Here is a 21,008-nt window from a genome sequence, read left to right as displayed (position 1 = left end):
GGTACCGCGGGTCAGTAAACTCGTCTCTTACAAATTGTTAAAATTTGTAGGAGTTTTTTTATGGAATGGAGGATTTTTAAATGAACGATAAAGCATTGATCGTGGCAGCGTTGTTGCCAGCATTAGACGGCGCTTTAGATGAAGCGACTGTCACAAAATTAATTGAAGTCCCAAAGACTTCAGCCATGGGGGATTACGCCTTTCCTTGTTTCGCCTTGGCAAAGGCTTGGCACCAAGCACCACCGATGATCGCGCAAAACTTAGTGGCTAAAATTGATGGCAGTCAATTTGAACAAGTGAAGGCAGTGGGCCCTTATTTGAACTTTTTCTTAGATAAGGCCCAATTTAGCCAAACCTTATTACAAACGATTTTAACGGATGGTTTGAATTATGGGAGCACTGATTTAGGTCATGGCGGGCAAGTGCCAATTGATATGTCCAGTCCTAACATTGCCAAACCCATTTCAATGGGCCATTTGCGGTCAACGGTGATTGGCAATGCGATTGCGAATATTTTAACCAAAGTGGGTTACCAACCGGTTAAAATCAATCATTTAGGCGATTGGGGCACCCAGTTTGGGAAGTTGATCGTCGGTTATAAAAAGTGGGGCAGCGAAGAAGCGGTTAAAGCTGATCCAATTTCAAACTTACTGAAATATTATGTGAAGTTCCACCAAGAAGATCAAGCACATCCTGAATTAGATGATGAAGCACGGGAATGGTTCCGGAAGTTGGAAGCGGGGGATGAAGAAGCAACTCGGCTGTGGTCTTGGTTCCGTGAGGTTTCTTTAGCTGAATTTATGAAGATCTACGATATGTTAGATATTAAATTTGATTCTTACAATGGGGAAGCTTTCTACAACGATAAAATGGCAGAAGTCGTTCAAATGTTGGAAGATAAGCACTTATTGCAAGAAAGCCAAGGCGCTGAGATCGTTGACTTATCCGAATACGGGTTGAACCCAGCCTTGATCAAAAAAAGTGATGGCGCCACATTATATATCACCCGTGATCTGGCGGCAGCGATTTACCGGAAGCGGACCTACAATTTTGTTCAATCCTTGTACGTGGTTGGGAATGAACAACGCGATCATTTTAAACAATTAAAGGCTGTTTTGAAGGAAATGGGCTTTGATTGGTCAGATCAGATTCACCATATTCCATTTGGCTTGATCACCCAAGGTGGGAAAAAGTTATCCACACGACAAGGGCGTGTGATCTTACTTGAAAAAGTCTTAAATGATGCGGTTGATTTGGCTCAAAAAGAAATTCAAGCGAAAAACCCTGATTTACCTAACCAAGCTGAAGTAGCCCATGAAGTTGGGATCGGCGCCGTTGTGTTCCACGATTTGAAAAATGATCGTTTGAACAACTTTGACTTTAACTTGGAAGAAGTTGTTCGGTTTGAAGGTGAAACAGGCCCTTATGTGCAATATACCAATGCGCGGGCGCAAAGTATTTTACGCAAAGCGGCCGATGTGTCATTAGATGCACACAGTGACTACACCATTCATGATGCTTCTGCGTGGGATATTTTGAAACAATTGGCAGCTTTTCCAGATACAGTAATCCGCGCCAGCAAGGATTACGAACCTTCTGTGATTGCTAAATATGCGTTAGCACTGGCCAAAGCATTTAACAAATATTATGCCAATACTAAGATTTTAGTAGACGATGCTGAAAAACCGGCGCGTTTGGCCTTAGTTACTTGTGTCAGTCAAGTCTTGACCCAAAGCTTAGCCTTATTAGGGGTTAAAGCACCACAAGAAATGTAATTTTATGCTTTATAGCGCATGACTGCTTCGCGGCGGCATGCGCTATTTTTTTGAATATAAAATGAATTAACGAATTTTTATTAATTTGGATACATATTTATGAGAAAAAAACGGTTGAGTTTGCTATAATAAGACAAAACATGCAATTGAGGTGATTTGATGAAAAAATCAGTCCGTCAAGCAAAAATCGAACAGATCATCAAACAACAGCCTGTGTCGACGCAGGAAGAACTTTTGGCGCACTTAAAAGCTGAAGGTATTCCGGCGACACAAGCGACGATCTCCCGCGATATTCGGGAAATGCAGATTGTGAAAGAGCGTGACCAGGAAGGCAAAATTCGTTACGCCATTTTCCATAATGGTGAAAAGTCCGAAGAAGAGCGACTGCGTGAAACCTTAGGTCAAGTGGCACTTTCAGTGACACAAGTTGAGTTTGTGAATTTAATTCGGACCGCACCTGGTAATGGGAACTTGCTGGCTGCGATTATTGATAATTTAAAAATGCCGGAAATTGCCGGTACCTTAGCGGGACATGATACGATTCTTGTGATCAGTCCATCAGCACCAGCTGCAACAAAATTAAATGCTTACTTTTTGGAACATATCGATCCAGAAGCAGCCTACTAAAAAGATAGCGCATGGCGCTATCTTTTTTTAAATGGTGTTTGGCTGCCAGAACGGTTGTGAAGGTGGACAAATAATGCCTAACGTGTTGGGATAAAATGGCACACTGATTTTAAGGGTGTGGGCATGGAGCAATAAGCGCGACTCATCATGATAAGCAGGGTCATATAATGGGTCGCCTAAAATGGGATGCCCAGCGGCGGCTAAATGAACCCGAATCTGATGGGTGCGGCCAGTGGTCAATGTTAATGCCACTAAACTCGTATGGGCCGTTTGACGTTGGACTTGGTAAAACGTGTTGGCAGGTAGGGCATTGACCCCATTGGCCATCCGTTTGCGCTTATCAGTAGGATCGCGGCCAATAGGGGTGGTCAGCCAGCCTTGTGCGGTTGGCAACTGTCCGTGGATCCAGGCTAAATAATGGCGCGCCGTTTGCTTCATTTTAATGGTGCGACTGAGCAGTGGTAGCATCACTGGATTTTTAGCGACGACAATGGCACCACTAGTGGCCTTATCCAAGCGATGCACAATGTAAGGCAAAGTCGGGGTTCCGGCGTAATAAGCCATCAGGTCATTCAGCAGGCAGTCATCCTCCCAAGGCTGATTGGCGTGGGTTTTTTGACCAGCTGGTTTGTCTAAAACAATTAAATCTGGATTTTCATACAGAATTTTAAGCCGCCGCGGGTTACCTGGTAAGAATTGCGGGGCGGGGGTGCGAAAATCATCAGGGTGGAAAATCAGGCGAACGTGGTCACCAGGTTGGGCCAGCGTATTCACAGACTGATAACGGCCATTCAGTAGCATCCGTTGGCCGACGCGTAAATAATGATAAACACTTTTAGGAATCAGCCAAGTTCGGCGTAACAAGTTCGTGAGGTTTTGAGCCGGGCCAGTCGGTACTGTTAAGTCATAAGTCCAAGTTTGCATGTGAGGGTCCTTTCAAAAGTTGCTGTTACCATTATAGAGGATGGGTGCAAACGGCTACAAGTGTCAAATTTGTCACTTATCTATTAAAGCTTTGCAAAGCTTTAGGGTTGGCGGCAAGCAATGGCGTAAGTATGCTACAATATTGACATAATTTAAAAGTTAAATGGAGCAGTTATTATATGAAGAAAGTGCAAGGATTTTGGCAACAATTGCGGCAAACCTTCAGGCGTATTTTTGGCCCGTTGTTGCGCTGGCTAGCGCCATACTGGCATGCATTTTGGCGTTGGTTTCGCCGGATCGCTCATCGCTTTCAATTTGGGCGCTGGGTGATCTTAGTGGGGATGGTGGCCTTTTTGGCCTTAAGCGGTTATTTAACCTTTGTGGCTAAAACGGCCGATGTGGCAAATCTAAAAGCAAATTTGGAAACCACGACGACCATTTACGATCATTCTAATCAAAAGGCAGGTTCCCTTTATTCTCAAAAAGGGACCTATGTCAGTTATGATAAGATCTCACCACAATTACGAAATGCTGTGGTTGCAACTGAAGATCGTAGTTTTTGGACCAACTGGGGCTTTAGTATTAAAGGTTATGCGCGCGCAATCGTCAGTTTAGTGATCCATCACGGTCAGATCAGTGGTGGTGGGAGTACGTTGACCCAGCAGCTGGCTAAAAACGCGTTGTTAACGCAAAAGCAAACGTTTAGTCGGAAATTTGAAGAACTCTTTTTGGCCATTGAGATCAATAAAGTTTACAGCAAAAAAGACATCATTACCATGTATTTAAACAACGCCTATTTTGGCAATGGGGTTTGGGGTGTCCACGATGCCTCTGAAAAATATTTTGGTCAGGACGCCCAGCATTTAAGTGCGGCTAATTCGGCTAGTTTGATTGCGATGTTACGTAACCCTACGTTTTATGATCCAATCAAATATCCTAAAAATAATGTTGCGCGCCGGAACTTGATTTTAGGGTTGATGGTGACCACCAAGGAAATCAGTCAGCAGCAAGCCAATACGGCTAAGGCGACCAGTTTAAGTTTAAATGATACTTATCAGCAAAGTGATGGCTATAAATATCCTTATTACTTTGATGCAGTGGTGGATGAAGCCATTGATAAATATGGGTTATCTGAATCTGATGTGATGAATAAGGGCTATAAGATCTATACATCCTTAAATCAATCTCAGCAAAAAGGGATGGAAGAGGCCTTTGAAACGGATTCGGCGTTTCCGGCGAATGCCAGCGATGGAACGGAAGTGCAAGGTGGTTCCGTCGCCGTTAATCCTAAAACCGGTGGGGTAACTGCCGTTGTTGGCGGGCGTGGAACGCATATTTTCCGAGGTTATAACCGGGCCACTCAAATTGAGCGGCAGCCAGGTTCAACCATGAAGCCGTTAGCCGTTTACACCCCGGCGTTGCAAAATGGGTATCACTATGATTCGTCGTTAACGGATAAAAAATTATCTTACGGGTCCAATAAATACACACCAACAGATTATGGCAATGTGTATTATGGCAAAGTCCCGATGTACACGGCGTTAGCGAAAAGTTTAAATGCGCCGGCAGTTTGGTTATTAGATCAAATTGGGGTCCAAAAAGGGGTCCAGTCTGTGAAAAACTTTGGCATTAACTTACCAAAAAGTGATCAAAACTTGGCCCTAGCGTTAGGCGGCTTGAAGGTCGGGGTGTCACCTTATCAAATGGCCAGCGCTTATACAGCATTTGCCAATAATGGAAAGCGCACCAGCACACACTTTATTCGTAAAATCGAAGATGCTAGCGGTAATATTATTGTGGATAATACCAAAGTGAAAACGAAAAAAGTCATGTCAGCCAAGGTTTCAACTGAAATGACCAGCATGCTAATGGGTGTCTTTAACCATGGTACTGGCCAAACGGCTAAGCCGAGTGGTTACACCGTTGCTGGGAAAACTGGGAGTACGGAAGTCCCGAATTCTTATGGCTATGGGACTAAGGACCAGTGGATCGTAGGGTACACGCCGGATGTGGTGGTGGCCACTTGGATCGGCTTTGATACCACTGATAAATCGCATTTCTTGGCCGGTATTAGTGAAGAAGGCGTGGCGCCGCTGTGGAAGTTAGAGATGACGAATATTTTACCAAATACAGCCCAAACGTCCTTTAAGACCAAAGATGCTCAAAATTTAGCATCTGCTGAAAAGAGCAGTAGTAGCAGTAGCAGTTCGAAATGGTGGTCTGGTGTTAAAAGTAAGGTGAATGAAGCCACCAGCCAAGCTGGTAGCTGGTTCAGCGGCATTAAAGGGCTCTTTGAGTAAGCGGTGGCATCGCTACCATAAACATGTTAGAATAGATGCTATGAGTTGATTTATTCTATGAAAGAAGGTTACCATTTTGGCAATCCAAGACACAGCAGAACAATTACAGCAAGAATTACGGCAAACAGAAGAATTCATGGCTTTACAAGCAGCTTACGGCGCTATGAAGCAAAATGAATTAGCGTTTGCGTTATTTAAGAATTTTCAGGAAATGAACTTTAGCTTGCAACAAAAACAAATGCAAGGTCAAGAAATTTCAGAAGATGAAATCAAAAAAGCACAAGATTTAGCTGAAAAAATCGGCAACTACCCAGAAGTTCGGACATTAATGGAAAAGGAACAAGCCTTAAGCCATTTGATCGATGAATTAAACAAGACGATTACCGGCCCTGTTCAAGGCTTATATGCTGACTAGTTGTCTGTTCAAAACACCTGCAAACAGGTTAAAAAGTTTGCAGGTGTTTTTTTATTGAATGAACAATTGCGAATGTACGTTCCCTATGCTAAAGTTAAGAGAAATATTAAAATAGCATTTAAACGAACGCCTTTTTCAAAGTGATGCAATAAGGGGGGCCATGTTTCCATCGTGGTGAATTTCACCCGAGGGAATGGACATCCCTCCGGAAATAAGATTTTTGCGGAAGCAAAATAGACATTAAATCATTTAGGGGAGCCATGTTTCCATCGTGGTGAATTTCACCCGAGGGAATGGACATCCCTCCGGAAATAAGATTTTTGCGGAAGCAAAATAGACATTAAATCATTTAGGGGGACACACTGATGAAATTTATTCATACCGCCGATTTACATTTAGACAGCCCCTTTTTAGGGTTACAAACGGCGCCAGATGCGCTGTGGCAATTGCTTCAGCAGGCGACATTTCAGTCATTTGAAGAAATCGTCACGGCAGCCTGCGAACAGGCCGTTGATTTTGTTTGTATTAGTGGCGACTTGTTTGATTCGCAGGCGCAAAGTATTCAAGTCCAGGCCTTTTTAAATCAGCAGTTTCAACGGCTGGCTGAAGCGCAGATTCCCGTTTATTTAGGATTTGGTAATCACGATTATGTGGTGCCACAGCAAGTGCAACTGGATTTTCCAGCTAATGTGCATCTTTTTGGTGCGCAACCCACCACCTATCAGTTAACGACTCAGGATCAAAAAACAGTGGCCATTACAGGCTTTAGTTACCACCAACGCTGGGTCACTGAAACACCTGCCTTCCCAGCACGTGGCACTGAAACGTATCATATCGGGATGTGGCACGGTGCGCAACGCACCGGTCAAGCGGCACAAGATCATTATGCACCATTTACCATTGCTGAGTTGTTGCAGCAGCACTATGATTATTGGGCACTGGGGCATATTCATAAACGTCAAACGTTGCATGAGCAGCCCTTTATTGGCTATTCAGGGGATCCTCAAGGCTTGCGTCGAAGTGAAACAGGTCCGAAGGGTTATTTACTAGTGACTGAACAGTCTGGTCAGTTGCAACCACAATTTGTGCCAACCAGTGTGATCAATTGGCAAAACGTTACAGTGGATGTTACCGGGGCCAAGCGGATGACCACCTTGATCAATCAAATCACGGATCAACTACAGGCCTTACCAGCGCAGCAGCATTATCTAGTCCGTTTGCAACTAACGGGTACGGCGCAACTCACACCGCAACTCCAACAACGAATCGATAATGGCGAATTATTACAATATTTGCAACAGCAAGCCCAAGCGACACCGACTTGGCGCTGGCCAGTGGCATTAGAAGTGCGCTATCAACCAACAACAGCGCCACTGCAGCAATTTGACGAAAAATACTGGCAGGCAGCAGCAGAAACGGTTTTTTCAACTGAAAACATTTTAAAAACAGCAGCACCATTAGCTGGCTATCAGTTTATGATGGATGCTTTTGCAACACCAGAACAAGCGGCTGCACTTCGCACAGCAACCACCAAGTTGCTACAAAACCGAGCCTTAAAGGATGCGCAAAAACATGTGGATTAAACAACTAAAAATTGATGGTTTTGGAAAATGGCAACAACAGGCGTTTACCTTAACCTCAGGCTTTAATGCTTTTATTGGGCCGAATGAGGCGGGAAAATCAACCTTAAATGCGTTTATCACAGGGGTTTTATTCGGTTTTGCCACTAAAAAACAACCGGCTGCACAATACTTGCCGAAGACAACCCGGACTTATGGTGGCAGTTTAACCTTGGTGACCGCTCAAAAAACATATGTGTTGAAACGCCAGGCCGGTAAAGCAGGTGGTGATGTGACGCTAATGGCTGCTGACGGTCAATTACAGCCGGCAGCGTTGCTGGCGCATTTATTACAACCGGTGGATCAAACCTTGTATCAGGCTATTTTTGAACTGAATCGGCGTGAGCTGTTGACGGTAGCCAATTTGTCACGTACAACGTTAAATCAATATTTGTTGGCGATCGGCGCCATTGGCAGTCAAACTTGGTTACAGCGTGCAGATGATTTTGAACGTGCGGCGGCCCATCTCTATCGCCCTAAAGGACGCGTTTGGCCGTTAAATCAAGCTTTGAAAACGTTAGAAAATTTGGAAAAGCAGCAGCGACAAGTGCGGCAACAGCTACCAGCTTATCAACAAGTACAACGGAAGTTGCAACAATTGACGCAGCAGTTGACCACTGCGCAGCAACAACAGCAACAGCGTCAAAAGGCATTAGCCCAGACGCAGCAGTTGCAACAAGCTTGGCCAAATTATCAGCGTTATTTAGCGTTAACGCCGGTGTCAAAACAGGCCACAGTAACGCTGGCAACGTATCAAGATTATCAGCAATTAGCACAAAAACGTCAGCAACAGCAAACGACTTTGCAAGATCTCACGCAGCAGTTGGCTGCCATCACACAACGAACGGATCAAACACCAAAATTTAAGTTCTATTTAGCGCATCAGGCGCAATTTGTGGCGCTAGCACAGGCCTTTCCGGTTTGGCAGCGCACACTATTACAGTGGCAAGAAGCCAAGGAACAGGTGCAACGTTTAGCGGCGGAACAACAGCAACAAACCCTGCCTCAGGCCCAGGCACAAGCGTTACCGGCGGATTTAGTAACATCAGCACAGGCTAAATTGCGTCAAACACAGGCACTGCAGCAACAATTTGACCAACAGCAACAAACCCTGCATGAGCTGCAAACGAAAATTGCGGCAAAGTCGGCTTATATTGCTGATTTAGAGCAAGCCCAGCAGCCAACTCGGCGCCAACAGCAAGTGACCCGTCGGACGCAACCGACGAATACGTGGCAATTAGGGGTAGGGATTGGGTTGATCGTGATTGGATTTTTATTGCCACATTGGTTAAAAATCGTCAGCTTAGTGGGACTAGGACTGTTAGGCTATTATGGGTTGCAACGTCATCGTGATCAACCTGTACAAGCTCATTTACAAGATCAATGGCGGCAGGCCTTAACGGAATTAGATCAGTTACAGGCGCAAGCTGCGGAGCAAGTGCAACGACAGGCACAATTACAGCAACAATTAGCGCCACTACAAGAATTTTGGCGTCAGTTGAAGCAACGCTATGGTTATGGGGAGCTTGCGCCAACCGAGATTTTAGCAGCGCAAACGGCTTATCAGCGTGATCAACAATTAACCCAGCAATTGACGCAGCAAAAACAGCGTTTTGAACAAGCAGCAACACGGTTAAAGCAATGGCAGGCCGATTTAGCGTTTGCGTCAGATTGGCTGCCTGTTGCACAACAGACACCGGAAATGATTTTTGAACAGGTCCAAACGTACGTTACTGCCATGCAAAAACAAGTGAATCAGCTGGGACAATCTGATCAACGCTACCAATATTTAAGTGAACAATTGACACAGATCCAACAAGCTATTAAAACAACTGAAGTGGCACAGCAAGATTTATTAGCCCAAGCCCATTTATTGAATGTCCACGAATTAGAACAGAGTTATGCTGCTTTGCAGGCACAAAACCAACAAGATACCCAGCGTGAAGTGATTGCCAGTGCGCTAGAACCGTTATTACCTGCGTTACAACAGTATCATGATTTAGTCAGCCTTGAAACGAAGTTAGCCACGCAAAAGGCCGAATTGGCAGCAATGACGCAACAATTGCAAACCACCCAGCAACAACTCAGTGATCAACGTGCTGAACTAAAGCGTTTGGCTGCCGATGGGACTGCCCAAACATTACGTCAAAAAATTGCCGCCCAACAGGCCCAGGTATTGGCGTTAGGCCAACAGTGGTTGCAGCAAAACTTAGCCCAGCAGTGGATCTTAGCCACTTTAAACGCCGCTTCAGCACAACGTTTTCCAGTGTTACTGCAGCAAGCACAACATTACTTTGCACAATTAACCTTAAACCGCTATGATAAAATTAGTTTTAATGCTGAAACGCTGTTTGTACGGCGTCGTGATGGTCAAAAATTTTCAGTTGAAGAACTGTCACAAGGTACCGCTGAGCAACTTTATGTGGCATTACGGTTGGCATTCACACAAGAAATTGCGAAAATTAAGGCATTGCCCATTATCATCGATGATGGTTTTGTTGATTTTGATCAACCACGGCGACAACAAATGTTAAAATTACTAGCAGAAATTGCGCAACATAATCAGGTGATCTATTTTGGCACCAGTGCTGCTGATCTACCTGATGGGGTGCATTATCAAGGCTTAACACGAGAGGAAGAAACAAATGACCAAACAGCTTTATGATTATCAAAATGATGAAAATTTGGATCTTTTTGTTTTGATCAAAGCGGCTGATGTTCGCGTTGCAAAAAATGGTAAGAAGTTTATTGCGTTTGTGTTTCAGGATCGTTCAGGCGAAATTTCAGGTAAGTTTTGGGATGCGGGACAACAAGATATTGCGCAATATCAAACCGGTAAAGTCGTACATTTAACCGGAAAACGAGAATTGTATCAAGGCAAGCCACAAATTAAAATCTTTAAATTACACATTGCTAAGGCGGGAGAGCCACAACAACCTGAACAATTCTTGCCTAAGGCACCGGTTGACCAAACCACGTTACAAGATGAAATCAACCAGGCGATTTTTACCATTACGAAACCAAGTTGGAATCGCGTGGTCCGCTGGCTATTAAAGCAACATCAGGATACGTTTTTCACCTATCCAGCTGCTAAAACCAACCATCATGCCTTTGAAGGTGGGCTGGCGTACCATACAGTGAGTATGTTACATTTGGCGAAAGCCATTTGTGATGAGTATCCCGATATTGATCGGGCTTTGGTATATGCCGGGGTGATTTTGCATGACATGGGGAAAACGATTGAGTTATCAGGCCCTGTGGCAACGCAATATACGTTGGCAGGCAATTTGATCGGTCACATTGTGCTGATCGATGAAGGCATTGTGCAGGCTTGTACAGCGTTGGATATCGACTTGGCCAGCGAGGATATGGTGTTGTTACGGCACGTGGTCTTGGCCCATCATGGTAAGCATGAATATGGTTCACCGGTTGAGCCGCAATTGTTAGAGGCAGAAGTCTTACACCACATTGATGACTTAGACGCGTCGATTCAAATGTTGCGGGGGCATTTACAGCATACGACACCAGGTGACTTTTCAGATCGTATTTTCGGGATGGACGGGCGTCATTTTTACGCCCCACAACAACCTGATCAACCAGAAGCATAAGGCAGGGAAGGAAGCGGTATCAATGAAACGACGACTTGTTCCGATTGGGCATTCAAGTGTGACCACCCCTAAATTAGGGCTAGGCACCAACAAGGTAGGCGGGCATAACTTGTTTCCAGAGCTTGCCGATCAAGATGGTGCAGCGGTGGTTAAAACGGCATTGGATCATGGCCTGACCACATTAGATACGGCTTATATGTATGGTCTTGGTCGTTCAGAGGAAATCATTGGTGATGTGATTCAAAATTATAACCGTGAAAAAATCGTGATTGCCACTAAGGCGGCACATCGGCCGGAAGATCCGAAAAAAATTGATAACAGTCCGGCCTTTTTAAAGGCGTCTGTCGAAGCAGCGTTAAAGCGGCTGCAAACAGATTATATTGATATTTTTTACATTCATTTTCCAGATCAGGCCACTGATAAGGCGGAGGCTGTTGCCGCGTTGGACCAAATGCGGCAACAAGGAAAGCTCAAGGCAATCGGTGTGTCCAACTTTTCGTTAGCTGAGATCAAGGCTGCGAACCAAGCTGATTTGGTGGATGTGGTGGAAGATCACTACAGTTTGGTGCATCGTGACGCCGAAACCACGTTATTCCCTTATTTACGGCCACATCAAATTTCATTTGTCCCTTATTTTCCGCTTGAATCAGGTTTGTTGACTGGAAAGTATGGCCCTGCTGATGGTGCTCATTTTAAACAATTTTCGTCAAAGCGCTATGCTGCTATTTTAAAGGCGATTGCACAAGTGCGCCAAATTGCGCAAGGCTATCAGGCAACCGTCACGCAGGTGATTTTAGCGTGGTATATGGCGAATCCTGATTTAGCCCTTATCATTCCAGGTGCGCGGCAGCCAAACCAAGTGTTGCAAAATGTTAAGGCCTTTGATGTGCCCTTAACACCTGCTGACTATCACAAAATTGATCAGGCCTTTCAACTGGATGATGTGTAATCAAAAAGTGTATCTCGTTTGAGATACACTTTTTGATTACCCCCAGCCCATTAAGCGAATCACTGCCATTGCAGCAACGCCAACAATGACAATGGCCAATAAGCTTTTGGTCAGGACAGCCGTTAAAATAGCCGGCAATGAGGCCAAGGTGTTTTGCCAGTCGATTCCTGGCAAATGGCCAGGGTGTGGCACTAATAAATTTTCAACGAATAATGCCGTCATAATGGTGATGGGAACAAAGGATAAGAAGTTCACCAACCAGTCGGGTAAGCGAAAATGTTTGACTAAAACAAAGGGCAAAATACGGGATAACCAGGTGATCAAGCCGCAACCAATCAACGTCCAAAGGACATAACTCGATAGTGTCATTTTTTAGTCACCACCATTCCCAATAAACAACCTAAAATAGTGGCACATAAAATAGCCATATTGGCACTCATGACGATCAATAGCCCATACATCATGATGATCACTGCTAAAACAATCCAGAGTTGGAGACCAATTTTTTTTTGGCGGTCACCAATGATCTGTAAATAAAGTAAGCCGATAAACATTGCAACTAACGCAAAGTCAAAGCCAAATGCTTTTGGATTCGTGATCAAATTTCCCAGTAACCCACCGATTACGGTTGAAAGTGCCCAAACTAAATAAGCAACAATATTGGCAGTGTTAAACCAAGTGGGTTTTAGTTGGCCGTTCGTAAAGTTTAATTTACTCATCCCTAGCGCAAAAGTTTCATCAGTTAGTAGGGTACCAATGGCAATGTTTTGCCGTAATGATGACTTTCGAAAGAATTGGGCAATGGTTGTGCTCATGAGAATCATCCGAGCGTTGACTAAGAAAGTCGACAAAATCATGGCAGGAATCGGACTACCAGCTAAGATCATGCTGGTGATCACAAATTGGGCGGAGCCCGCGTAAACAAGCAGAGACATTAAAAGAATTTCTAAAATACTTAAATGGCTGGTTTGGCCAACAATCCCAAATGCCAAGCCAACACCGATGTAGCCAAAAAGGGTCGGCAGCACATCGTGTAACCCACTACGAGTGGTTAAGTCACCGTTCATTAGGGGGGACCTCCTTTTTTGAAATATCACATGAAAATGTGAATTACATTAGTTATAAGTTTAAAACAAATGAGATTACGATTAAAGGCCTTTCTTAAGATTTACAAAAAAAGACAAGGCGCTGGCCTTGTCTTAAAAAATCATGTTTAGTTAGAGCTGCTGGTTGTTGTCGTTGTTGCAGCAGAAGTAGAGGAGCCTTTACCGATATAGTCGGATAAGACGTTCTTCAAATCGTCATCTTTGATTTGAACGTTCCCTTTCTTCAAGACCTTAGAAATCACACTATGTAAAACAGTGTTGTTTGACATATCTGAATCCCAGATTTGTGACTTCAAGGTTGCAATGTGATCTTTCATTTGCCCTTTACCAGGGTTCTTGATCATGCGGATAACATGGTAACCGTATTGTGACTTAACAGGTGTTGTGGTGTAGGCACCTGTTTTCAGCTTGAAGGCAGCCTTCTTAAAGGAACTGTCTAAGCTTGTATCTGTTGAATCAAAAGCAGGTAATTTGCCGGCATCCTTTTTAGTCGATGTATCGGTTGAGTACTTCTTCGCCAAAGCTTTGAAGTTCTTTTCTGAAGGGTCCTTCTTTAAGGCATCGATTACAGTTTGTGCGGTGGCTTTCTTCGCAACTAAGATATGTTGAACAGTGACCTTAGGTTCGTAAGACTTCCATTGCTTTTTCAGCTTCTTTTGGGTGATCTTGTCGTGATCCTTAACGGCTTCTTTTAATAATAAATTAGAGCGTAAATTCTTCTTGAAGCTGGATTCAGTCATACTGTTTTGAGATAAAACAGATTTAAATGATGACCCATATTGGCTCTTGTAGCTGTTGTATTGTTTGGTTACTTCAGCTTTAGAAACCTTGCTACCATATTGTTTTTCCATAACTTTATCAAGAATCATTTGTTGAAGCGTTTGTTTCCCGCTATCACTCTTCTTCATTTCGTTATAGTAATCCTTCTGACTGATACTACCACCAGAAGTTGTTGCCACTGTCTTACCGCAGCCAGCTAAACCAAAGGCCAAGAAGACACCCATAATGGGGAGTAGCCATTTTTTCCGCATGCAAAAGCACATCCTTATCTATATTTTTCTGAAACTCACGCCACTAAATATAACATACGTTGCCGCTTGAAACAAAAAAGCGCCGAAACTTTCATAAAATCTTCAAGAATTAAAAAACGAGGGTGGGACATAATGCGGTTAGCCTTCGAGTATTAGCAAAAAATAGGGTAGAACTCTGAATTTTGAGTTCTACCCTATTTTGTAGCTAAAGGTCGAAGGCTGCATTATGGCGCACGTTAGAGGCCAATTTTGTTCCTTTTTCAGATGCCATGTTTCTGGCGTGATCGTTTTCGTCCGCCAGAATGGCCATCCTCCGAAATGAAATTTTGCGTTAGCAAAATCTAACCCTAGAGATTTTAGGAGGTAGTTCAAAATCGGTCGGGTGCGGTGCGCAAGCCAAAATGAGTAATTATGGCCCAGCCACGTATGGGTTTAATCATCTTGCCCTAAATCACGGTTCAATGTTTCGGTGGCATCCTTGACACGTTTAAGCCGGGGTTCACTTTGAAATTGAAATTCTTGAATCAATTTTTCAATGGCAGCGAGGGTCGGTGTGGCTGTTTCAGTATTAACGGTATCCAGGTGTTCTAGTGCTGCCTGAAAGGCTTGCACACTGTTGTTCACACGCTGCACACTATCTGTCAAGTCAGTCACTTGCCGGCGGAGACGGTGCCGTGTTTCAACACCACTTCGTTTAGCGGTGAGTAGTCCGTACACGCCACCAATCGCGCTGCCTACCGCAAGGCCTTTCAAAAAACGTTGCATCGAATCAGTCCTTTAATTGCGCTTTGATCTGATCGGCGATCTGCGTTAATTTTTCAGGGGTGTACTGGTCGGTATGATCCCCAAAATGAATCTTAAAATCGTCGGTATCACTGTAACGTGGAATCAGATGAATGTGAGAATGAAAAACAGATTGGTAAGCCACTTCACCGTTGTTGTTCAAAATATTCATGCCTTTAATGGCAGGGTCAATGGCCTTGATGGCCTTGGCAATTTTAGGAATCCGACTGAAAACGGCAGCAGCAAGGTCAGCATCATATTCAAAAATATCGGCGACATGTTGCTTGGGAATCACTAATGTGTGACCAGGTGTAGCTTGGCTAATGTCTAAAAAGGCTTTGACAACATCGTCTTCATAAACAACTGTACTAGGAATTTCATTGCGGATAATTTTACAAAAAATACAATCTGTGGTTGAAGTCATAGGCGCAACCTTCTTTCTTAAACTTGTCTTCATGCTATCATAATCCAAACTAAAATCAAATGAGAGACTATGCTATAATGAAAGCACTTTTTAAGTGATAGAAGGGGGAGTAGCGTCTTGGTTTTAAACGTCCAAGCGTTAACAGGTGGTTATTCACGAACACCAGTCATCAAAGACTTAAGCTTTACACTAGCAGCTGGCACGATCACCGCTTTAATTGGGTTAAATGGTGCCGGCAAATCAACCACGATCAAACATATTTTAGGATTACTCACGCCGCAAAAGGGCAGCATTACCTTAAATGATTTACAAGTGCAACAACAACCTGAGGCTTATCGACAGCAAGTGGCCTATGTGCCAGAAATGCCAGTTTTGTATCCGGCCTTGACGCTAAGGGAACATTTAGAGATGACCATGATGGCCTACAACTTAGATTCCAAACAGGCCTGGCAAGCGGCAACGCCGCTATTGAAGCAATTTCGATTGGACAAACGTTTAGATTGGTTTCCAGCTAACTTTTCCAAAGGGATGCAGCAAAAGGTGATGATCGTCTGTGCCTTTATGATTCCGGCAACGCTGTACATCATTGATGAACCGTTTACCGGTTTAGATCCCATTGCAGTCCATGATTTGTTAACCTTGATCACACAAGCTAAAAGTCGTGGCGCTGCAATTTTAATGTCCACGCACGTGTTGGCCACTGCACAGCAACATGCAGATCAATTTTTACTGTTACATCAGGGCCAATTAGTGGCGCAAGGGGACCTGCCTGCTTTGCGGCAAACCTTTAAGCTGCCACAAGCCAGTTTAGAAGACATTTATTTGAAGATGACAGAGATGAGGGCGGCCCAATGACAAAATTGTGGCAACAACGACTACAACGGCAACAACGTCTGATGTTGCGTTATTTGCGGCTGGTCTTTAACGAATTCTTCATGATTGCCGTGTTTATTTTGTTAGGTGGCGCGGCTTATAGTTATGCCGGTTACATCAAAACTTTAACGGCGCCTTTGTGGTGGAGTCGACCACTGGTGTTGATTTTGTTACTGGTACTATTAACCGTGGGGCACTTTGCAACTTTGCTACAAGCAGCAGATAGTCTTTTTCTACTGCCCCAGGAATCGGCGTTAAAAGGTTACTTAAAGCAAGCTTTCTCCCATAGTGTGCCGCTGCCTTGGGTGCTTTTGAGTTTTGTCTGTGGTTTTTTAGTCCCATTTTTGGAAATCGGTGGCGGTCGGTCATTGATCAGTATCGGTGTTTTATGGCTAAGCGTTTTGATTTTAAAATTAGGCCAGCTTTGGGGCCAGGTGGTGCAGTTATATTTACCAACCACGCAATTTCGTAGTCAACAAGTGACATTTTATGGGCTTAGCCTGTTAAGCTTAGGGCTTGGGCTATACAGTTGGCCAGCACTTGGCTTCGTGTTCAGTATTTTAACAGCGAGTATCAGCCGTTGGCGCCTACAGCAAGTCCAACAGCAGCACCTTTTTCAGTGGCAATTGGCCTTGAATCAGGAAGCGTCGCGGATGTTGCAAATTTATCGCTTTTTTAATTTATTTACAGACGTGCCCCAGTTACAAGGCCAAATTAAGCGTCGGCGCTATTTACAGCCACTGCTACGCTGGACAACTGGGCGCACAACGAATCCGTTTCTTTATTTAAATTGGCGTGGCTTTTTGCGCGGTACGGAATATAGCGGCCTGTATCTACGCTTATTAGTGATCGGGGCCATTGTGCTCCTATTCTTGCAACAAGTGTGGCTGGCATTAGTGATCGCACTGGTCTTTAGTTATTTGATTGGCTTTCAATTACTGCCGTTTTATCGCAGCTATTGGGATTATCCGCAGCAGCGGTTATACCCGCAACCTGCTAGTCGACGTCAACAAGCGTTTTTGAAATTTTTAACCCCATTATTTGTTGGCATTTGGCTCGTTTTTAGTTTAGCAGCCTATCAATTGTGGCTAGCGCCCTTTGGTTGGGTCATCATTTTAGGTGTGGGCGTTTTCAACGTGGCTTTCCTAAAGCTTTATGTGCCAAACTGGTTAAAACGGCATGAAAATTAACTTGCGCAGGCCTTGACGCTCTATGTCTGGCTGGGTAAAATAGAGTCTGGATAAAAAGCGGCGGGGTTCGATGATTGTGCCTCGAATGCGCCTTTAATAAAGGAGGTGTCGCGATGAATTTTGATTTAGATACAGGTTGGCAAATTCGGCCAGCTGGTGGGAATACAGGTGCGGCCTTTATTGGCACACGTGCGTCAGAGAAAATTTTCTTAAAACGCAACGCATCGCCATTTCTTGCGGCGCTTTCTATGGAAGGCATTACGCCGCGGTTGATTTGGACCAAGCGGGTTCCGACTGGTGATGTTTTAACGGCACAGGAATGGTTAAACGGCCGGACCTTAACGCGTGCAGAAATGGCGCAAGATAGCGTTGCACAGTTATTGGCGAAGGTTCATCATTCAGCGATTTTAAAGCGCATGTTAAAAAAAGTCGGTGGCCGACCTGTTTATTCGGATCATTTCTTGCAACAGTATTATTTAAATCTATCCTCGGATCTACGTGGTCATCCGTTGCTTAAAACGGTGTTGCGCTACTTGATCCAGAACAAGCCAATGGTCAAACCAGACCAATTGGAAGTCTGCCATGGGGATCTGAATCATAAGAATTGGCTGTTATCTGACCAGCACCGATTGTATTTGGTGGACTGGGACGATGCCATGTTTGCCGATGCAGCATTTGATCTTAGCACGATTTTGTGTCAATATGTGCCGCAACAGCAGTGGCATCAATGGTTGGCGGCGTACGGTACCGATCCAACCGATGAAATGATTGGCCGGATTGAGTGGTATGGGTATTTGAATTTATTGTTGTTGGTCAAGGGCTTTTACCAGCAACAACGCTATCACGAAATGAACCAGGCCATTATTCAATTAAAACAATTATTTGAAACAAGAAAATTAGTTTAGATGGCAAAAAGGCGAATCATCGTTGGTGGTGATTCGCCTTTGTTATGATACTGTCAGTTAATAGAATGGAGTTAAAAATGCGTTTACGAAACAAACCAAGAGCAGCTGGTGAAATTGCAGCTCACCCAGAGTGGATCACGATTACCCCAGAAGATCATAAAGGTCAGTGGCAAACCAAGTTTGCACAACCGCAGCCACTATGTGTTGAAGTCGGGTCTGGCAAGGGTCAGTTTATTATTGAAATGGCCAAAGCACATCCTGACAAAAATTTTATTGGAATCGAATTACAACCTTCTGTGATCATTATGATCTTGGAGCGGCAAATGGTAGCGCAGTTGCCGAATTTGTTTTTAATTCAAGCCAACGGCAATCGGTTAACTGATTTCTTCGCACCAGCGGAAGTTGCTGAATTGTATTTAAACTTTTCAGATCCTTGGCCGAAGACGCGGCATGCGAAACGCCGGCTGACGCACGCCAATTTTCTTAAAATGTATGAAATTGTGTTACAACCAGCCGGTTTGTTCCAATTTAAAACGGATAATCGGGGGTTGTTTGAATTTTCGTTGCAAAGCTTTAATGCTTATGGCATGGTGTTTGATGATCTGTCATTAGATCTGCACCATAGCGCGCAAAACGAGACTAATATTGAAACGGAGTATGAACATCGTTTTAGCCAAATGGGGCATCCGATTTATTATATCCAAGCGCATTTTAAAACGACAGACTAAATAATGGGGGCAAGTACTGTGTTAATTGCAAGTATGAATTTTCAATCTTTTGGCGACACACTGATCACGATTTTAGGCCAGGATGTTGCTGAACAAGCAACTGAGCAAAAAGGGGATATTGTCCGAATTTTTGCAACGGACACCAATGCAACGATTGGTTATAATTTTTTTAAGAGCCAGCAGTGGGTGCCTGAATTAGGCGAACACAATGGTAAAGTTGATTTAACCACAGCACAAGTTGCAGCGCTTAATGCGGCGTTAAAGCAACAAGGGTTTACACCTGAACTTGTGTTAGATCTAACCCCTAAATTTGTCATCGGACATATTGATACATTTGAGGAACATCCAGACTCTGATCATTTACATGTGGCCCAAGTGACAGTGGACCAAGGTGAAACGTTGCAGATCGTTGTGGGTGCACCTAATGCGGCGTTAGGCCAAAAAGTGGTAGTGGCCAAAGTCGGCGCGTTTATGCCGAATGGTGCCATTATTTGGCCTGGGGAACTTCGAAAAGTGCCAAGCTATGGGATGATGTGTGCCGCACGCGAATTGCAATTGCCAAATGCACCGCAACGTCGGGGAATTTTGATTATACCAGACAGTGTGCCAACGGGAACCGCCTTTGATTTTGCCAAAGGGGCGCAATTAGTTGCCGCTCAAAACGCGCAATAGGTTTGGTGAAGACGGTTGTGACGAAGTTTAGAAATGGGAGTCGTTAACATGAATCATTATGATGGACCAGTATTTTTAAAAAATGAACAGCGACAACGGCAATCACAGCAACCTGCACCGACGCAAAAGGCCAGTCTACCTGTACGGCCGCAGTCTAAACCGCGGATAGTCCCTGCATCAGGCCAAAAGACTAGCCAGGTGACACACTTTACGCCGAGTTACGTGCCGCCTTCGTTACAACGGAGTCAGCCAACGGAACTCAGTCGGATGCGGCAGCTAGTGGCTGAATTACGCCAGCCACCTCTTTTTAGTGCAACCGATGATGCTACATTGCCGTTGATAGATTTGACGCAACCGTTACCGGACCCAGCCATGTCAGAAGTTGAAGTCAAAACAAGTGCCGTCACGGATGTTGCTAAAGCCCCCGTGGTGACGAAAGAAGTGCCAACGCGTACGCCAGTCTTGTCAGCTGCAGGGGAGCAAACAGCGGTGACAGCACCAGTGATGCCAACTGATCAAACAGCTGAAACAGTTAAAGCAGCGACCGCAATGTCCGCGGGCTCGCCTCATATGACACCAGTAGCTGCTGAATTGACAACCATACCAGCCCCAGTTCCCACTGCACCGGCGACGGTTGCTCCTGGAACAGGTACAACCAGCACAGCGTCAGCAGTGCCCGCTCACACAGCACCGAAAGCGGACGCGATTGTAGCTCGTGAAGATGCAGCTGATGTGGCGCAATCTGACGCAGTTGTGACTGAAGCAGCATCTGTTGCGCCCAGGTCCGAAGCCACAGCTGCCAGTGATGCAGTCGCTGCTGCCAAGCCATCAGTACGTGTGACAACGGCTACGGATGTTGCAGCAGAGACGTCAGACGCTAAACCAGCGCAGACGCCAATTGATCAGCAGTTAGCTCAAACAGCACCGATTCATGCCGCTGAAAAGCCGCATTGGCAAGCCGTTGTTGACTCGATTCCAGCGTTGGCTGCTTCGGTTGCCACACCACCGCATCAGGGGCGTGTGGCAACGGAACAGCCCGCAACGGAACAGCCCGCAACGGAACAGCCCGCAACGGAACA

Annotated in this window: 19 protein-coding genes and 1 pseudogene; 14 read left to right on the top strand and 6 right to left on the bottom strand. The window is 44.7% G+C overall.

Annotated features, from left to right (window positions below; genetic code table 11):
- Positions 1-80 precede the first annotated feature (80 nt).
- Positions 81-1,775, top strand: a complete 1,695-nt coding sequence (argS, locus tag FC07_RS02895) for an arginine--tRNA ligase (protein WP_057903621.1) — start codon at positions 81-83, stop codon at positions 1,773-1,775.
- Between the two features lie 159 nt (positions 1,776-1,934).
- Positions 1,935-2,402, top strand: coding sequence for an arginine repressor (gene argR, locus FC07_RS02890; RefSeq protein ID WP_057903620.1), 468 nt, complete (start codon positions 1,935-1,937; stop codon positions 2,400-2,402).
- Positions 2,403-2,429: 27 nt separating this feature from the next.
- Here argR and FC07_RS02885 read toward each other — a convergent pair whose 3' ends face one another.
- On the bottom strand, positions 2,430-3,326 hold the full coding sequence (locus tag FC07_RS02885) for an RluA family pseudouridine synthase (protein ID WP_083483176.1): 897 nt from the start codon (positions 3,324-3,326) through the stop codon (positions 2,430-2,432).
- A gap of 245 nt (positions 3,327-3,571) precedes the next feature.
- Between FC07_RS02885 and FC07_RS02880 the strand changes: the two genes are divergently transcribed.
- From FC07_RS02880 to FC07_RS02855, 6 genes are all read left to right on the top strand, one after another.
- The gene (locus tag FC07_RS02880; RefSeq protein ID WP_235807445.1) at positions 3,572-5,626 is read left to right on the top strand and encodes a PBP1A family penicillin-binding protein; all 2,055 of its coding nucleotides are present in this window, start codon (positions 3,572-3,574) and stop codon (positions 5,624-5,626) included.
- Between the two features lie 73 nt (positions 5,627-5,699).
- Entirely contained in the window at positions 5,700-6,041 is a 342-nt protein-coding gene (locus tag FC07_RS02875) for a YlbF family regulator (RefSeq protein WP_057903619.1), read from the top strand.
- A 365-nt stretch (positions 6,042-6,406) separates the two neighbouring features.
- Positions 6,407-7,624, top strand: a complete 1,218-nt coding sequence (locus FC07_RS02870; RefSeq protein WP_057903618.1) for a metallophosphoesterase family protein — start codon at positions 6,407-6,409, stop codon at positions 7,622-7,624.
- A complete protein-coding gene (locus tag FC07_RS02865) occupies positions 7,614-10,325 on the top strand; it encodes an AAA family ATPase (RefSeq protein ID WP_057903617.1) in 2,712 nt (903 codons plus the stop codon). Before FC07_RS02870 ends, FC07_RS02865 begins: the two co-directional genes overlap by 11 nt.
- Positions 10,306-11,268 (top strand): 3'-5' exoribonuclease YhaM family protein, encoded by a 963-nt coding sequence (locus FC07_RS02860; RefSeq protein ID WP_057903616.1) that lies wholly within the window; start codon positions 10,306-10,308, stop codon positions 11,266-11,268. Before FC07_RS02865 ends, FC07_RS02860 begins: the two co-directional genes overlap by 20 nt.
- Before the next feature lie 22 nt (positions 11,269-11,290).
- On the top strand, positions 11,291-12,217 hold the full coding sequence (locus tag FC07_RS02855; RefSeq protein WP_057903615.1) for an aldo/keto reductase: 927 nt from the start codon (positions 11,291-11,293) through the stop codon (positions 12,215-12,217).
- 36 nt (positions 12,218-12,253) lie between these two features.
- Here FC07_RS02855 and FC07_RS02850 read toward each other — a convergent pair whose 3' ends face one another.
- The 5 genes from FC07_RS02850 to FC07_RS02830 form a co-directional block, all read right to left on the bottom strand.
- Positions 12,254-12,586, bottom strand: coding sequence for an AzlD domain-containing protein (locus FC07_RS02850; protein ID WP_057903614.1), 333 nt, complete (start codon positions 12,584-12,586; stop codon positions 12,254-12,256).
- On the bottom strand, positions 12,583-13,284 hold the full coding sequence (locus tag FC07_RS02845; RefSeq protein WP_057903613.1) for an AzlC family ABC transporter permease: 702 nt from the start codon (positions 13,282-13,284) through the stop codon (positions 12,583-12,585). The genes FC07_RS02850 and FC07_RS02845 overlap by 4 nt, the downstream gene beginning before the upstream one ends.
- Before the next feature lie 146 nt (positions 13,285-13,430).
- Positions 13,431-14,354, bottom strand: coding sequence for a peptidylprolyl isomerase PrsA (locus FC07_RS02840; RefSeq protein ID WP_057903612.1), 924 nt, complete (start codon positions 14,352-14,354; stop codon positions 13,431-13,433).
- Positions 14,355-14,786: 432 nt separating this feature from the next.
- Entirely contained in the window at positions 14,787-15,119 is a 333-nt protein-coding gene (locus tag FC07_RS02835) for a YtxH domain-containing protein (protein WP_057903611.1), read from the bottom strand.
- 4 nt (positions 15,120-15,123) lie between these two features.
- Complete coding sequence (locus FC07_RS02830) at positions 15,124-15,561, bottom strand: HIT family protein (RefSeq protein ID WP_057903610.1); 438 nt, start codon at positions 15,559-15,561, stop codon at positions 15,124-15,126.
- 117 nt (positions 15,562-15,678) lie between these two features.
- On the opposite strand from FC07_RS02830, the gene FC07_RS02825 reads away from it, so the two are divergent.
- From FC07_RS02825 to FC07_RS02800, 6 genes and pseudogenes are all read left to right on the top strand, one after another.
- Entirely contained in the window at positions 15,679-16,416 is a 738-nt protein-coding gene (locus FC07_RS02825; RefSeq protein WP_057903609.1) for an ABC transporter ATP-binding protein, read from the top strand.
- Positions 16,413-17,624, top strand: a complete 1,212-nt coding sequence (locus tag FC07_RS02820; RefSeq protein ID WP_057903608.1) for an ABC transporter permease — start codon at positions 16,413-16,415, stop codon at positions 17,622-17,624. The genes FC07_RS02825 and FC07_RS02820 overlap by 4 nt, the downstream gene beginning before the upstream one ends.
- A gap of 113 nt (positions 17,625-17,737) precedes the next feature.
- Positions 17,738-18,529: a phosphotransferase family protein gene (locus tag FC07_RS02815; RefSeq protein ID WP_057903607.1), complete on the top strand. Its 792-nt coding sequence runs from the start codon at positions 17,738-17,740 to the stop codon at positions 18,527-18,529.
- Between the two features lie 77 nt (positions 18,530-18,606).
- Positions 18,607-19,257, top strand: a complete 651-nt coding sequence (trmB, locus tag FC07_RS02810) for a tRNA (guanosine(46)-N7)-methyltransferase TrmB (RefSeq protein WP_057903606.1) — start codon at positions 18,607-18,609, stop codon at positions 19,255-19,257.
- Between the two features lie 18 nt (positions 19,258-19,275).
- Entirely contained in the window at positions 19,276-19,929 is a 654-nt protein-coding gene (ytpR, locus tag FC07_RS02805; protein ID WP_057903605.1) for a YtpR family tRNA-binding protein, read from the top strand.
- A 48-nt stretch (positions 19,930-19,977) separates the two neighbouring features.
- Positions 19,978-21,008: pseudogene (locus FC07_RS02800) on the top strand (hypothetical protein); the annotation flags it as partial.

This window comes from Loigolactobacillus bifermentans DSM 20003, assembly GCF_001434575.1.
GTDB classification, from domain to species: Bacteria; Bacillota; Bacilli; order Lactobacillales; family Lactobacillaceae; genus Loigolactobacillus; species Loigolactobacillus bifermentans.
The sequence above is the reverse complement of the archived record's forward strand: the minus strand, read 5'-3'. Positions and strand labels throughout refer to the sequence as shown.